We start from the raw sequence: 13,132 nt of genomic DNA on the forward strand, positions 1-13,132 counted from the left end.
GAGCCACGACTGCAACCGCCCGCGGCAGCGGGCCCGCCATGACCGGGGCAAGCCCATGCGTATCCGTCGCCCGCTGAGCATCCGCGCCCCGCGCCCCGCGGCCACCGTCGCCCTTTTGCTGGCGACGACGGCCGCCTGGCCGCAATCGCGCCCGCCCGAGCCGCAGGACGGGGCGGTAGTGGGGCTGGCGGACCTGCCCGCATCGCTGGCGGTGGACCGTCCGCCGCTGAACTTCTACGGCGTCAGCGGCGCGGTGGACACGCCGACGGCGGACGGGCAGCTCGACGGCGATCTGTCCGTCACGGTGGCCAGCTTTGCCGGCATCACCCGCACGACGCTGTCGTTCCAGTTCGCCCCCCGCATCCAGGGCAGTTTCCGCTACAGCCGGTTCGCGGACCTGAATTACGAAGGATTCGACGATTACTACGACCGCAGCTTCGACGTGTCGCTGCAACTGCTGAAGGAACGCCGCTATCTGCCGGCGCTGAAGATCGGGTTGCAGGATTTCGTCGGTACGGGCCTCTTTTCGGGCGAATACCTGGTGGCGACGAAGAATATCGGCCCCGTCAAGGTCAGCGCGGGGCTGGGCTGGGGCCGGTTCGCCGGGCTGAACGACATCGGATCGCCCTTCGGAGGCCGCGAGGAATCGGACGTCGGCCGGGGGGGCGAGTTCAACGCGGGCGAGTGGTTTCGCGGTCCGGCCTCGCCCTTTGCCAGCGTGATGTATCGCCCGACCGACCGCCTGACGCTGATGGCCGAATATTCGTCGGACGCCTATGAAGTCGAGACGGGCAACGCACGGCTGGCTTCGGACGCCCTGTTCGAGCGGGAATCGGACTTCAACTTCGGTGCCAGCTACCGCGTAAACGAGTCGCTGGCGCTGGGGGCCTACTGGCTTTACGGGTCGGAACTGGGGGTGAACGTCAACCTGACGCTGAATCCCAACCGTCCGCCGGTGCGCGGATCGCTGGATCCGGCCCCCGGCGCCGTCATCGCGCGCCCCGACCGCGCGGCGCTGCCCGCCGCCTATACGACCGCCTGGGTGGGACGCGACAGCGTGAGAACCGCCGCGACCGAGGCGCTGGAGGAGGATCTGGACGCGCAGGGCATCACGCTGGAGGCCATCGCGCTGGACGGCGACGCGGTGACGGTGCGGGTCCGCAACCGCCGTTACAACGTCGCGGCGCAGGCCGTGGGCCGCACCGCGCGGGCGCTGACGCGGACGATGCCCCCCTCGGTCGAGACGTTCCGCATCGTGCCGTCGCCGGACGGCCTGCCCGCGTCCGAGATCGTGCTGCGCCGGTCTGATCTGGAGGCGCTGGTCAACGCGCCGGATGCCGAGGCGCAGCTTCTGGCGGTGACGGGGCTGAACGACGCGGTGCCGCTGGTCGATGCGAACGTGAACGGCGACGTCTTTCCGCGCTTCGACTGGTCCATCGGGCCGTATGTCCGCAACAGCTATTTCGACCCGGACGCGCCGTTGCGGATCGGCGCGGGGCTGCGGCTGGCCGCCAGTTACGAGCCGGTGCCGGGGCTGGTCTTTGCGGGGGCGGTGACGAAGAAGGTCGTCGGCAACCTGGACGACGCGGGCCGCGAGCAGACCGACTCGAACCTGCCCGCCGTCAGGACCAGCCTGCCCATCTACGAGCGCGAGGGCGATCCGGGGCTGGAGCGGCTGACCGGCGCCTATTACTTCCGCCCCGGCGAGAACCTTTATGCGCGCGCCACGGCCGGCTATCTGGAACGGATGTTCGCCGGCGTGTCGGGCGAGGTTCTGTGGAAGCGGGTGGACAGTCGCCTGGGGCTGGGGGCCGAGGTCAACTGGGCCAAGCAGCGCGCGCCCGATCTGGGGCTGGGGCTGGCCGATGGCAGCGACGGCGTGGACGAATACGATGTCGTGACCGGGCATCTGTCGGCCTATTACCAGTTCGACGGCGGCTATCAGGCGCAACTGGATGTCGGCCGCTATCTGGCGGGCGACGTGGGCGCGACGCTGTCCATCGACCGCACCTTCGCCAACGGCTGGACCGTCGGCGCCTTCGCCACGAAGACGGACGTGTCGTCCGAGGATTTCGGCGAGGGGTCGTTCGACAAGGGGATCCGGTTCAGTATCCCGCTGGCCTGGTTCACCGGCAGCGCCAGCCAGCGCCGCATCGGAACGACGCTGCGCCCGGTGACGCGCGATGGCGGCGCGCGGCTGTCGGTGCCGGGGCGGCTTTACGGCAAGGTCGTGGACTGGCACCGCGCCGATTTGGAAGACGAATGGGGTCGGGTATGGCGATGAAGGCGGCCACCGCGGCGGGGCTGGCACTGGCGGGTCTGCTGACCCTTGCGGCCTGTTCAAGCGGGTCCGAAGGCAGCGGCGTGGGCGAGGCGGTGTCGCTGATCGGCGCGCAGGTGCAGGCGCTGCGCGGCAAGGACACGGGCGCGCAGATCACCGCGACCGACGCGCAGTTGCGCGCCTTTCCGCAGGATCTGTTGCTGGTATCGGTGCCCGACAAGAAGGTCAGCGCCGGGCTGGTGCGGCGCAACGTCAACCGCGACACGGTGACATGGGTGACGCCGGACGGCGTGACGGTGGTCCTGCGGCAGGGGCAGGTGGTGCGCACGTCGGGCTTCGGCAACGATCTGTCGTCGGGGCAGATGGACGACATCCGCAAGGGGCGGGGCGGCACTGTGCGGGACTATTACTATCTGGGCGGCGACGAGACGGTGAAGCGGGTGCGCCTGACCTGCGATCTGGCGACGCGCGGGGCGCAGCGGGTCGTCGTCGCGGGCCTTGCCCATGCCGCCACGCTGATCGAGGAACGCTGCACCGATGCGGCCGGTGCGTCGATCGTCAACCGCTATTGGGTGGAAGCCGGCGGGTTGATCCGCAAATCGGTGCAGTTCGTCAGTCCCGGCATCGGCTATGTCACGGTCGAGGACGTGCATGGCGGCGGCGTGCGCCGCTGAAGGCCAGCCGCCGGCCTGTCGCCGTCTCGATCATCAGCGCAAGGTCGATGCAGATCGTGCGGTGGCGCGCGTAAAGCAGATCGAGCGCGGCCTTGCGCGGCACGCAGCGGCGGCGATAGACGCGATCGGTTTCTTCGGGGGTGCGGCACCGGGCCAGCAGCCATTCCTCGTGCCGGTGAAAACGCAGGGTGGCGAGGCCGGTGATGCCGGGGCGGCTTTGCAGCACATGCGCATAAAGGTCTGGGAAATCCTCGACATAGCGGCGCAGGGGCGGGCGGGGTCCGACGAAGCTGATATCGCCGCGCAGCACGTTCCAGAGTTGCGGCAATTCGTCCAGGCGGGTGCGGCGCAGGAACCGGCCCATCGGCGTGATGCGGTCCGACTTGTCGCCGCCGGTGACGCCGCTGTCGGCGGGATCGGGGCGCATGGTGCGGAACTTCCACAAGGTGAAGGGCCGCGACGGGGCGCGCATCCGTTCCGATCCGTAAAGGACGGGGCGGCCCGATGTTGCCAGCAGCGCCAGCGCCAGCAGGGCGACGGGCAGCGCCAGAAGCAGCGCCAAAAGCAGGGCGACGGTCAGGTCCAGCGCGCGCTTGCCGGGGGTCATCGGGCCGGATCCGCCGTTTCCGATGCCTGCGACAGAAGGTCGGCGGCGCCCTGGTGCGGGACGGGACAGTAGCGCGACAAGGCGGTCACGTCGAGGTGGACGTGCTGGACCGCGCCGTCCGGGGCGGGGCGCCAGCGGCTTGTGCGGCCCGCGGCGGTGAAGATGTCGGCCATCGCCACGCTGCCGCGGGCCGCGACGTTCAGGACGGGCGGCAGGGACGCATCGGTGCCGGCAAGGGCCGCAAGGCAGCGCGCCAGCAACACCGGCCCGATGAAGGACCGGCGGGGCCCATCGCCATCGGCGAAACGGTCGAGCAGCGGATCGGTGACGGTGGCGAGGGACAGGAACGGCTCGGACGCGCCGGCGACGTTGGCGAGGCGCAGCGCGGTCACGTCCGGCCCGGCGGCGGCCCGTTCGGCCGCCAGCTTGGCCGCGCCATAGGCGTTGGCGGGGGCCGGCGCGGCGTCTTCGGATACCGGAACGGGGCCGGTCGCGCCGTAGACGGCCGAACTGGACAGGACGAGGATGCGGCGCGCGCCCCACGCCCTTGCCGCGTCGCGGCAGGCGACCGCGATGGCCGCGTTGGCGTCCACGTCGCGGCCGGGGCCGGGCACGACCCCCGCCATGACGATGGCGGTGGCATCGCGGGCCTGCGGCAGCGGCGGCAGCGGCGCGCCGGGCGACCAGGCGAGATCGGCGTCGCATCCGTCGCGCGCGATGGCGACGACCGGCCTGCCATCCGCCGACCAGACGCGGCGCAGACGGCGGGCGACGCGGCCCGAGGCCCCGATCAGGATCAGCGGTTTCATGGCATTCTGGCTCAAGGCAGACTTTGCGCTGTCGCGGAGGTTCCTTTATAGGCATGGGGACGTATCGCGGCACCGGGCGCGATGCAAACGGGTGCACGAGAACGGGGGCGTTACGGATGATCGCGATGCGGGGACGGGCGGCACGCCTGATGACGCCGATCCTGCTTTTGTCGCTGGTCGCCGGGTGTTCCAGCCTGCCGCGCGGCGCGGCGCTGGAAAGCGAGATCCGCCGCGACGCCGTGCAGGGCGAGTCGGGCTATGCGTTCTATCCGGTGACGCGCGGCCTGCTGCCCACCGTCGCCGCATGGCCCGCCGTCAACGTCGAGCCGTCGCATGGCTGGCCGCGACAGACGCCCGGATCGCAGGGGCAGCTTATCGCGCCGGGCGACCGGGTGACGATCCGGTTCTGGGACAGTTCGGAAAACTCGCTGCTGACGGATTCGGGGCAGCGGTCGGCGGATCTGGGGACGATGACGGTCTCGCCCTCGGGGCGGGTGTTCATCCCGTATGTCGGCGAGGTGCGTATCGCGGGGATGAGCGACGCGCGCGCCCGCGAGGCCATCCAGACGCAATTGCTGGAAATTTCGCCTTCCGCGCAGGTGCAGTTGCAGCTTGAACAGGGACGGCTCAATTCCGTCGATCTGGTGTCGGGGGTCAAGTCGCCGGGCAGCTATCCGCTGATCGACCGCAACCTTTCGGTGCTTGAGGCGATCAGCCTGGGCGGCGGCGTGTCCGAACGTCTGCGCAACCCGCGCGTCAAGCTGCAACGCGGGTCGAACCTTTACGCGCGGTCGCTGACGGCGCTTTACCAGAACCCCGCGCTGGACACGCTGGTGACGGGCGGCGACAAGATCATCGTGGACGAGGACCGGCGCTATTTCCTGGCGCTGGGTGCCGCGGGCAAAGAGGATCTGGTCTATTTCACACAGGAAGACCTGAGCGCGCTGGAAGCGATCAGCATGATCGGCGGCATCGCCGATACCCGCGCCGATCCCGAAGGGATCCTGGTGCTGCGCGAATACCCGCGCGAGGCGCTTGCGGCGGGCCTGCGCGGCCCGCGCGAGACGCGGGTGATCTTTTCCATCGACCTGACGACGGCGGACGGGCTGTTCAGCGCCAAGAACCTTCAGATCATGCCGGGCGACGTGGTGCTGGCCACCGAAAGCCCGGTGGGATCGCTGCAACTGGCGCTGGCCATCGTCGGCGCGGGCTTCGGCACGATCCGCACGGCCGCCGCCCTGCGCTAGCTAGGACGACGCGGCGAAGCCGGCCATCTGGTCCTTGGCCCAGGCGCGGATGTCGTATTTGCGGATCGTCGCGCGCATCTGCCGCATCCGTTCGCGCCGTTCTTCTTCGGGCATAGCCAGCGCCTGAAGCAGCGCGCGGTCCATCGAGCGATACGAGAACGGGTTGGCCAGCACCGCCGATCCCATCTCGATCGCGGCGCCGGCGAATTCGGACAGCACCAGCACGCCGTCGCCATCGGTGCGGCAGGCGGCAAATTCCTTGGCGACCAGGTTCATCCCGTCGGCCAGCGGCGTGATCCAGGCGATGTCGGCGGCGACGTAATAGGACACCAGTTCGTCGAAGGGGATGGCGCGGCTGATCAGGGTCACGGGCTGCCACGCGAAGGTGCCGAAGCGGCCGTTGATCCGGCCCGCCGTCTGTTCGATGCGGTTCTGGATGCCCTCGTAGACCGACATGTTGCGGTTGGCGCTGACCGACACGTGCATCAAGCGCAGCTTGCCGCGCAGGTCGGGATTGTCGTCCAGGATCCGCTCGAAGCTCATCAACTGGTCGGTGCCGCCCTTGGTGTAGTCGGTGCGCCCGACCGACAGGATCATCGCGCAATCGCCCAGTTCGCGGCGGATCGCGGCGGCGGCGTCGCGGGTCTCGGGCAGGTCGGCCTTCGATTCGATGTAATCCACATCGACCCCGACCGGCGAGGCCAGAACGCGCACATCGTGGTCCCCCCATCGCAGCGAGTTGGCGACGCGCCGTTCGCTGAGCGCCGCGCGATCGACGATGAAGTCGGGATTGACCGGCTGTCGGGGCGCGGTATCGACGTCGAACAGGCTTTCGACGACGCCGATGAAGTTGGCGGCATAGCGCGGGATGTGGAAGCCCACGACATCGCAGGCCAGCAGGCTTTCGACGATCTCGCGCCGCCAGGGCAGGACGTTGAACATGTCGGCGGACGGAAACGGCGTGTGGTGGAAGAAGCTGATCCGCAGGTCGGGGCGCAGCCTGCGCAGATAGCCGGGCACCAGCCACAGGTTGTAATCGTGCACCCAGACGACCGCGCCCTGCGCCGCTTCGGCGGCGGCGGCTTCGGCGAAGGCCCAGTTCACTTCGCGGAAGGTGGGCCAGTCCACGGGGTCGTAATCGTATTTTTCCTTGAAGGAATGGAGGATCGGCCAGAACGCTTCCTTGCTGGTGACATGATAGAAGCTGCGAACCTGATCCTCGGTCAGGGGCAGGCGGCTGACGGAATAGGCGCCATAGCTGTCCTCGATCTCGACCACGCGGTCGAAGCCCGGATCGGACGGATCCTCGGCCAGCTTCCACGCGACCCAGGCCCCGTGATCGACGCGCCCGAAGAACCCCTTGAGCGTCGGGACGATGCCGTTGGGGCTGGCATTCTCGCGAAACTCGATACGACCGTCGACCTCGACTTCCTCGTAGGGTTGGCGGTGATAGACGATGACCAGATCGCTGGGCATGGACGCTCCTTCAGGGGGTATCGGACCAGAGGGCGGGGTGCAGGTCGAGAACGCGGATCGCTTCCATGATGCCGCCCGCGCCCCTGGCTTCAGCGATGTGAACGTGGCGCAGGGGCGCGACGCGATCGACCAGCGCCTGTTCGGCCCCGCCCACGACGACGGCCGGAAGGCCGCATTCGATCATCGACAGGTCGTTCAGCGTGTCGCCGGCGGCCAGCACCCGGTCGGGCGGCACGCCCAGATGCGCGACCAGCCGCTTGAGCGAGGGGCCCTTGCTGATGCCGGGCGGCAGGACGTCGAAATAGCGGTTGTCGGAAATCAGATGGTCCAGCCCCAGCGCGTCGATCCGGTCGATGGCGTCCCTCTCGAAGGTCGCCGCATCGAGGTCGTAGCTGACGCGATAGCGAAAGTCGGTCGATTGCAGCGTCAGGCCGGGTGCATCGCGCAGCGCGTCGCGCACACGTTCGCCCGCATCGTCCCAGGCCGCCGCGATCTCGGCCTCCAGCTCGGGCATCGGGGATTGCATGCCGTCGCGCATCCGGGCGATGGTGGTGCCCACGTCGCCGACGACGTAATCGGGCCACGGCACGCCGTCCTTGCACAGATCGGCGATGAAGCCCGGATCGCGCCCGGTGACGAAGATAAGGCCAATACTGTCGCGGTTCTCCTCGATCCAGTCATAGAGCGTGCGCCGATCCTCGGCCGAGCCGCCGAGGAACGTGCCGTCCAGATCCGTCGCCAGCACGAAGGTCTTGCCGCCCAGTTCGTCATCCATTCCGTCCGTCCTTTCCGGTCATAGAACCCGCGTGCCGAACGGGTGGTCGAAATAGAGGCCCATCGCCTTCGGTTCGGCCTCGATCGGGCGGGACCACAGATCGCGGAAGGTCTGCCGCAGATCGGCGCCGCGATGCAGAACGTCATGGACCGCCTCGCAGATGGGCAGCGAGACGCCGATGCGCCGGGCCAGATCGACGACCGAGATGGCGTTCACCTCGCCCTCGACCACGACAGGGGCGCCGTCGAAGCATTCGGCGCGCGGCAACCCGCGGCCCAGTTGCATCCCCAGGCTCATGTTGCGGGACGTGGCGGACGAACAGGTCAGCGTCAGGTCGCCCGCGCCCGACAGGCCGGTGACGGTTTCGCGGCGGCCGCCCAGAACCTCGGCCAGGGTCTTCATCTCGTCCATGCCGCGGGTGATGAGGGCGGCGCGGGTGTTTTCGGCGAACCCCGCGCCCGACATCATGCCGCAGGCAATGGCGATGACGTTCTTGACCGCGCCGCCAATTCCCACGCCGACCAGATCGTCGCTGATATAGGGCCGGAATGTCGCCCCGCTGAGCGAGACGGCCAGCCGCGCGGCGGGGCTTTGCGCGGGATCCAGACGGTCGCGATAGCGGAAGGCGAAGGCGACGGTCGCGGCGGTGGGATGGTCCAGCACCGTTTCGCGCGCGAAGGTCGGCCCCGACAGCGCGCCGACCGGATGGCCCGGCAATTCCTCGCGCGCGACCTCGCCCAGAAGCAGGCCGGTCTGCGCCTCGATCCCCTTGGCGCAAAGGGCCAGCGGCACGGCCTGCGGCAGATGCGGGCGCATCGCGGCGCAGATTTCGCGCAGCGTGACCGACGGCGTGACGATCAGCACGGCCTGCGCGTCGCGCAGGGCGGCGGCCATGTCGGTGGTGGCGGCGATGCCCGGAGGCAGGGGCAGGCCGGCCAGATAAACGGGATTTTCCGCGCGTTCCGTAATGGCCCGCGCGACATCGGCATCGCGGCCCCAAAGCGCCACCTCGCGGCCCGCGCGGCGCGCGACGCTGGCCAGCGCGGTGCCCCAGGCACCCGCGCCGATGACGGCGATCCGGTCATAGGGACGGACCTGCGGTCTGGCCCGCGGCGAAGGGTCGGTGTCAGGCATTCCGTCCAGTTCGTTTCGCCCCGACGCCGGGGGCCGCGGTGCCGCGCACGGGCCGGACCGCGAAAATCCGGTCGGCACCCCTGCGGGCATTGGAGGCGAGTACCGGAATCGAACCGGTGTACACGGATTTGCAATCCGCTGCGTAACCACTCCGCCAACTCGCCGCGCAGCGTCGCCCCGTGTCTTAACGGTGCCGCACCAGGGCCGCAAGGCGCGTTTGCGCGTTGCCGGGGCAGGGCGGGTGTGGCACACGGACGGCAAGCGATCTGGACAGATGGGTTGGGTCATGGCCGATTACGCACTCCGCCGCACGATGATGGTCGATACGCAGGTCCGCACGGCGGACGTGACCAGCTTTCCGCTTCTCGATGCGATGCTGCGGATTCCGCGCGAACGCTTCGTGCCGGACGCCCTGCGCGAAACCGCCTATGTCGGCGAGAACATTCCGCTGGGCCCGCGGCGCGTCGTGCTGGAACCGCGCACGCAGGCCAAGCTGCTGGAGGCGCTGGACATCCAGCCCGGCGATCTGGTGCTCGATCTGGCGCCGGGGCTGGGCTATTCGACGGCGGTGATCGCGGTTCTGGCCGAGGCCGTCGTCGCGGTCGAACCCGATGCCGACATGGCGCGCGAGGCGCAGGCGGCGCTGGTCGAGGTCGGCGCCGACAATGCCACGGTCGAGACGGGCGATCCGACCCTGGGCGCCCCGGCGCACGGCCCCTACGACGCGATCGTCGTCGAAGGCGCGGTGCAGCGGGTGCCGGATTCGGTTATCGACCAGCTGGCCGAGGGCGGGCGGATCGGATGCATCTTCATGCAGGGATCGCTGGGCGTCGCCCGCGTCGGAGTGAAAACCGGCGGGCAGGTCAGCTGGCGCTATGCGTTCAATGCCAGCGCCCCGGTTCTGGAAGGATTCGATGTCATGCCGGAGTTCACGCTGTGACCTGCCTTGGCCGATTGAGAACGGGCGTGGCCGCGCTGATGCTGGTCGCGGCGCCGCTGGGGGCGAGTGCCGAAAGCCTGTCCGACGCGCTGATCATGGCCTATCGCAACAGCGGTCTGCTGGAAAATAACCGCGCGACGCTGCGGGCGGCGGACGAGGACGTGGCGCAGGCGGTGGCGGCTTTGCGCCCGGTCATCACCTATACCGCGCAGATGGCGCGCCAGTATGCGTTTCCCAACGACCGCACGACCGGCGAAACCAGCATCGGCGGTCTGACCATCGCCGGGCGGCGGATCACCGACACCGAGGAAACGGTGGCCAGCATGTCGCTGGCGGCGGACCTGCTGCTTTGGGACGGCGGCGCGGCGCGGCTGGCCATCGATTCGGCCAAGGAGCTGGTCCTTGTCGCGCGGCAGGGCCTGATCGCCGTCGAACAGATCGTTCTGCTGAACGCCGTGGATGCCTTCGTTTCGGTCCGCGAGGCCGAGGCGCTGGTCAACCTGCGGCAGAACAACGTCCGACTGATCGACCAGCAACTTCAGGCGGCGCAGGACAGGTTCGAGGTGGGCGAGGTGACGCGGACGGACGTGGCCTTGGCCGAGTCGCGTCTGGCCTCGGGGCGCAGCGATCTGGCGGCGGCGCTGGGCAATCTGGAAATCGCACGCGCCGAATACCGCGAACAGATCGGCCAGTTGCCGGGGAACCTCACGCCGCCGGGCAATCTGCCGCAAACCGCGCCGTCGCTGGACGCGGCGCAGGCGGTGGCGGTGCGCACCCATCCCGACATCCAGCGCGACCAGCGGCTTGTCACCGTGGCGGAACTGTCCATAGCGCGGGCCAAGGCGCAGATGAAGCCGCGCATCTCGGCGCAGGCGCGGGTGGCCATCGACGAGAACTATGAGGAAAATGCATCGGTCGGTATCGTCATGACCGGGCCGATCTATCGCGGCGGGCAGCTTACGTCGCTATACCGGCAGGCCATCGCGCAGCGCGACGCAAATCGCGGCGACCTTTACGAGACGATCAACGATATCGAGCGTCAGGTCGCCACGGCATGGGCGCGGTTGGAAGTGGCCCGCGCCCGGATCAGCGCGACCGATCTGGAAATTCGCGCCGCGACCGTCGCCTTCGAGGGGTTGCAGGAGGAGGCGCAGCTTGGCGCGCGCACCACGCTGGACGTTCTGGATGCCGAACAGGATCTGCTGAATGCGCGCGTGGACGCCATCCAGGCCCGCACGACCGAGGTGCTGGCCGTCTATGCTGTGCTGGCGGCGATGGGGTTGCTGACGGTGGATCACCTGAACCTCGGCATCGTCACCTACGATCCGTCGGCCTATTACGATGCCGTGTCGGATGCGCCGATCCACCGCATCAGCCCGCAGGGTGCCAAGCTGGACGCGTTGCTGCGCAGTTTGGGGCGCGAATAGGCGCCCCGCTGCCGGTGAGGTCCGCCGCAGATTGTTCGCGTGCCGGGCGCGCGCTAGGATGAGTTCCGTGCAACCCGGAGGCGTGTGAATGTCCGATACCAGACCCGGCGAGGTCGAGGATGTGCTGGCGTCGATCCGCCGGCTGGTCGAACGGGACGTGGCGGCGGAACGGTCCGGGGCCGCCGAACGATCAGGGGCCGACGATACGGCCGAGGACCGGCTGGTTCTGACATCCGACCTGCGCGTGGCCGAGCCCGAGGCCTTGCCGGCCAGGCCTGCCGAAATGGCCAGGCCGCGGGGCGCCGATCTGGTGCTGCCGGATATGGCGGACGGCGACATGCTGGACGAAGCGGCTTTGCGCGAGATGATCGCCGATGTCGTGCGCGAGGAATTGCAGGGCGTGCTGGGCGAACGGATCACCCGCAACGTGCGCAAGCTGGTCCGGCGGGAAGTGATGCGCGCCCTGGCGCTGCGCGATCTGGAGCAATAGCGCCGCCCCGCAGGCCCCATTCAAAACACCGGCGCCGCGGGCAAGCCGCGGCGTCCGGTCGTCGAAAGCCCTTGAGAATCAGGCGGCTTCGGCCTGTGCGGCGTTGCGGCGTTCGCTTTCCTCGCGGCTGAGCGCGACCGAGGTGCGCACGCCCTTGGACACGAATTCCATCAGCCCGTTCACCACGCGCTCGTTCGGGTCGATCCCGGCGCAGCTCAGCACTTCGCGGCCGTCGCGGGATCTGGCCCAGCGGGCGATCTGCTCGGGTCCGTTACCGTATTTCTTGTCGTCGGCAATCGCATCGTCCAGAGCGGCCAGCACCACCGCGGCAAAGAGTTTGCGCGCGCGGTTGCCCTGCTCGTGGTTGAATGCGGTCCCATCAACGAAATCAGACATTCGTCGTTCCTTGTGTTCCGGTCGGTTGAGCCGCTTATGGACTGCCCGACCGCGATTCTGGTCCGCCCTTTCGGAATGGCGCCGTTGCGCCCGGCGCATGGCTGGCACGAAGGACACCCCGAAATGAAGGCCCTCGGCCCCGGCTGTTTCCATATCTAGCGGTGCCGGGCGATCCTGCAAGGGCGCCGTCCGCCCGACCCTTCGCGTCGTCGTGCCGGGGCGGGCGTTTCGCGCTTGCGTTCGGTGGCTTGCCAGTGCAGCGCCCGAAAGCTAGGACAGCGGCCTGTTCGGTTTTCTGCAAGGACCATGGAATGCCCAAGATCAACGGCAACGAAATCCGGCCCGGCAACGTGCTGGAACATGACGGGCATCTGTGGTCCGCGGTCAAGGTCGATCACGTCAAGCCCGGCAAGGGCGGCGCCTTCGCCCAGGTCGAGCTGCGCAACCTGCGCAACGGCAGCAAGCTGAACGAACGGTTCCGGTCGGCCGACAAGGTGGAACGCGTGCGTCTGGACCAGAAGGACCAGCAGTTCCTTTACGAAACCGACGGGATGCTGGTGTTCATGGACAGCGAGACGTTCGAGCAGATCGAACTGCCCGCCGAAATCCTGGGCGAGCGGCGTCCGTTCCTTCAGGACGGCATGACGGTGCATATCGAGTATTACGAAAGCGAGGCGCTGAACGCGACGCTGCCGCAGAAGGTGGTGTGCAAGGTCGTCGAGACCGAGCCGGTGGTGAAGGGCCAGACCGCGGCCAACAGCTTCAAACCCGCGATCCTGGATAACGGCGTCAAGGTCATGGTGCCGCCTTTCGTGGGGCCGGACGAGGATATCGTCGTCAACACCGAAACGATGGAATATTCCGAACGCGCCTGAT

At 68.6% G+C, this 13,132-nt stretch carries 13 protein-coding genes and 1 tRNA gene; 7 read left to right on the forward strand and 7 right to left on the reverse strand.

All coding sequences use genetic code 11. The features are described from left to right. The first annotated feature begins 55 nt into the window (after positions 1-55). Positions 56-2,284 (forward strand): YjbH domain-containing protein, encoded by a 2,229-nt coding sequence (locus OCGS_RS10065; protein WP_007427136.1) that lies wholly within the window; start codon positions 56-58, stop codon positions 2,282-2,284. Beyond that, a complete protein-coding gene (locus OCGS_RS10070) occupies positions 2,275-2,955 on the forward strand; it encodes a YjbF family lipoprotein (RefSeq protein ID WP_007427137.1) in 681 nt (226 codons plus the stop codon). The genes OCGS_RS10065 and OCGS_RS10070 overlap by 10 nt, the downstream gene beginning before the upstream one ends. On the opposite strand, the gene OCGS_RS10075 is transcribed toward OCGS_RS10070, so the two are convergent. Together OCGS_RS10075 and OCGS_RS10080 are read right to left on the reverse strand one after the other, a co-directional pair. Beyond that, positions 2,915-3,562, reverse strand: a complete 648-nt coding sequence (locus tag OCGS_RS10075; RefSeq protein ID WP_007427138.1) for a sugar transferase — start codon at positions 3,560-3,562, stop codon at positions 2,915-2,917. The genes OCGS_RS10070 and OCGS_RS10075 overlap by 41 nt on opposite strands. Beyond that, complete coding sequence (locus OCGS_RS10080) at positions 3,559-4,371, reverse strand: NAD-dependent epimerase/dehydratase family protein (protein WP_007427139.1); 813 nt, start codon at positions 4,369-4,371, stop codon at positions 3,559-3,561. The genes OCGS_RS10075 and OCGS_RS10080 overlap by 4 nt, the downstream gene beginning before the upstream one ends. A gap of 125 nt (positions 4,372-4,496) precedes the next feature. Between OCGS_RS10080 and OCGS_RS10085 the strand changes: the two genes are divergently transcribed. Further along, positions 4,497-5,618: a polysaccharide biosynthesis/export family protein gene (locus tag OCGS_RS10085; protein WP_040610903.1), complete on the forward strand. Its 1,122-nt coding sequence runs from the start codon at positions 4,497-4,499 to the stop codon at positions 5,616-5,618. Here the strand turns inward: OCGS_RS10085 and ggpS are convergent, their stop codons facing one another. The 4 genes from ggpS to OCGS_RS10105 all read right to left on the reverse strand — a co-directional run bounded on the left by ggpS (position 5,619) and on the right by OCGS_RS10105 (position 9,167). Next, positions 5,619-7,094 (reverse strand): glucosylglycerol-phosphate synthase, encoded by a 1,476-nt coding sequence (ggpS, locus tag OCGS_RS10090; protein WP_007427141.1) that lies wholly within the window; start codon positions 7,092-7,094, stop codon positions 5,619-5,621. It lies immediately after the preceding gene. A gap of 10 nt (positions 7,095-7,104) precedes the next feature. Next, positions 7,105-7,869, reverse strand: a complete 765-nt coding sequence (locus tag OCGS_RS10095) for an HAD-IIB family hydrolase (RefSeq protein WP_007427142.1) — start codon at positions 7,867-7,869, stop codon at positions 7,105-7,107. Between the two features lie 18 nt (positions 7,870-7,887). After that, positions 7,888-9,003 carry an NAD(P)H-dependent glycerol-3-phosphate dehydrogenase gene (locus OCGS_RS10100; RefSeq protein ID WP_007427143.1) on the reverse strand — a complete coding sequence of 372 codons (1,116 nt, stop codon included), beginning with the start codon at positions 9,001-9,003 and terminating at the stop codon, positions 7,888-7,890. Positions 9,004-9,093: 90 nt separating this feature from the next. Continuing rightward, positions 9,094-9,167, reverse strand: a tRNA-Cys gene (locus OCGS_RS10105). 122 nt (positions 9,168-9,289) lie between these two features. On the opposite strand from OCGS_RS10105, the gene OCGS_RS10110 reads away from it, so the two are divergent. The 3 genes from OCGS_RS10110 (at position 9,290) to OCGS_RS10120 (ending at position 11,860) form a co-directional block, all read left to right on the forward strand. Continuing rightward, positions 9,290-9,943, forward strand: coding sequence for a protein-L-isoaspartate O-methyltransferase family protein (locus OCGS_RS10110; protein WP_040610881.1), 654 nt, complete (start codon positions 9,290-9,292; stop codon positions 9,941-9,943). A gap of 26 nt (positions 9,944-9,969) precedes the next feature. Then, complete coding sequence (locus tag OCGS_RS10115) at positions 9,970-11,370, forward strand: TolC family outer membrane protein (protein WP_007427145.1); 1,401 nt, start codon at positions 9,970-9,972, stop codon at positions 11,368-11,370. 88 nt (positions 11,371-11,458) lie between these two features. Beyond that, positions 11,459-11,860 (forward strand): hypothetical protein, encoded by a 402-nt coding sequence (locus OCGS_RS10120; RefSeq protein WP_007427146.1) that lies wholly within the window; start codon positions 11,459-11,461, stop codon positions 11,858-11,860. Positions 11,861-11,938: 78 nt separating this feature from the next. Here the strand turns inward: OCGS_RS10120 and OCGS_RS10125 are convergent, their stop codons facing one another. Beyond that, positions 11,939-12,256: a DUF6280 family protein gene (locus OCGS_RS10125; RefSeq protein ID WP_007427147.1), complete on the reverse strand. Its 318-nt coding sequence runs from the start codon at positions 12,254-12,256 to the stop codon at positions 11,939-11,941. Positions 12,257-12,567: 311 nt separating this feature from the next. Here OCGS_RS10125 and efp point away from each other — a divergent pair, with 311 nt between their 5' ends. After that, complete coding sequence (gene efp, locus OCGS_RS10130) at positions 12,568-13,131, forward strand: elongation factor P (protein WP_007427149.1); 564 nt, start codon at positions 12,568-12,570, stop codon at positions 13,129-13,131. The last annotated feature ends 1 nt before the right edge of the window (position 13,132 follow it).

This window comes from Oceaniovalibus guishaninsula JLT2003 (assembly GCF_000299575.1).
GTDB classification, from domain to species: domain Bacteria; phylum Pseudomonadota; class Alphaproteobacteria; order Rhodobacterales; family Rhodobacteraceae; genus Palleronia; species Palleronia guishaninsula.

Coding starts and splice junctions, on each gene's coding strand:
- efp (WP_007427149.1), top strand. CDS start 12,568: ATGCCCAAGATCAACGGCAACGAAATCCGGCCCGGCAACGTGCTGGAA.
- OCGS_RS10080 (WP_007427139.1), bottom strand. CDS start 4,371: ATGAAACCGCTGATCCTGATCGGGGCCTCGGGCCGCGTCGCCCGCCGT.
- OCGS_RS10075 (WP_007427138.1), bottom strand. CDS start 3,562: ATGACCCCCGGCAAGCGCGCGCTGGACCTGACCGTCGCCCTGCTTTTG.
- OCGS_RS10095 (WP_007427142.1), bottom strand. CDS start 7,869: ATGGATGACGAACTGGGCGGCAAGACCTTCGTGCTGGCGACGGATCTG.
- ggpS (WP_007427141.1), bottom strand. CDS start 7,094: ATGCCCAGCGATCTGGTCATCGTCTATCACCGCCAACCCTACGAGGAA.
- OCGS_RS10100 (WP_007427143.1), bottom strand. CDS start 9,003: ATGCCTGACACCGACCCTTCGCCGCGGGCCAGACCGCAGGTCCGTCCC.
- OCGS_RS10070 (WP_007427137.1), top strand. CDS start 2,275: ATGGCGATGAAGGCGGCCACCGCGGCGGGGCTGGCACTGGCGGGTCTG.
- OCGS_RS10065 (WP_007427136.1), top strand. CDS start 56: ATGCGTATCCGTCGCCCGCTGAGCATCCGCGCCCCGCGCCCCGCGGCC.
- OCGS_RS10085 (WP_040610903.1), top strand. CDS start 4,497: ATGCGGGGACGGGCGGCACGCCTGATGACGCCGATCCTGCTTTTGTCG.
- OCGS_RS10110 (WP_040610881.1), top strand. CDS start 9,290: ATGGCCGATTACGCACTCCGCCGCACGATGATGGTCGATACGCAGGTC.
- OCGS_RS10125 (WP_007427147.1), bottom strand. CDS start 12,256: ATGTCTGATTTCGTTGATGGGACCGCATTCAACCACGAGCAGGGCAAC.
- OCGS_RS10120 (WP_007427146.1), top strand. CDS start 11,459: ATGTCCGATACCAGACCCGGCGAGGTCGAGGATGTGCTGGCGTCGATC.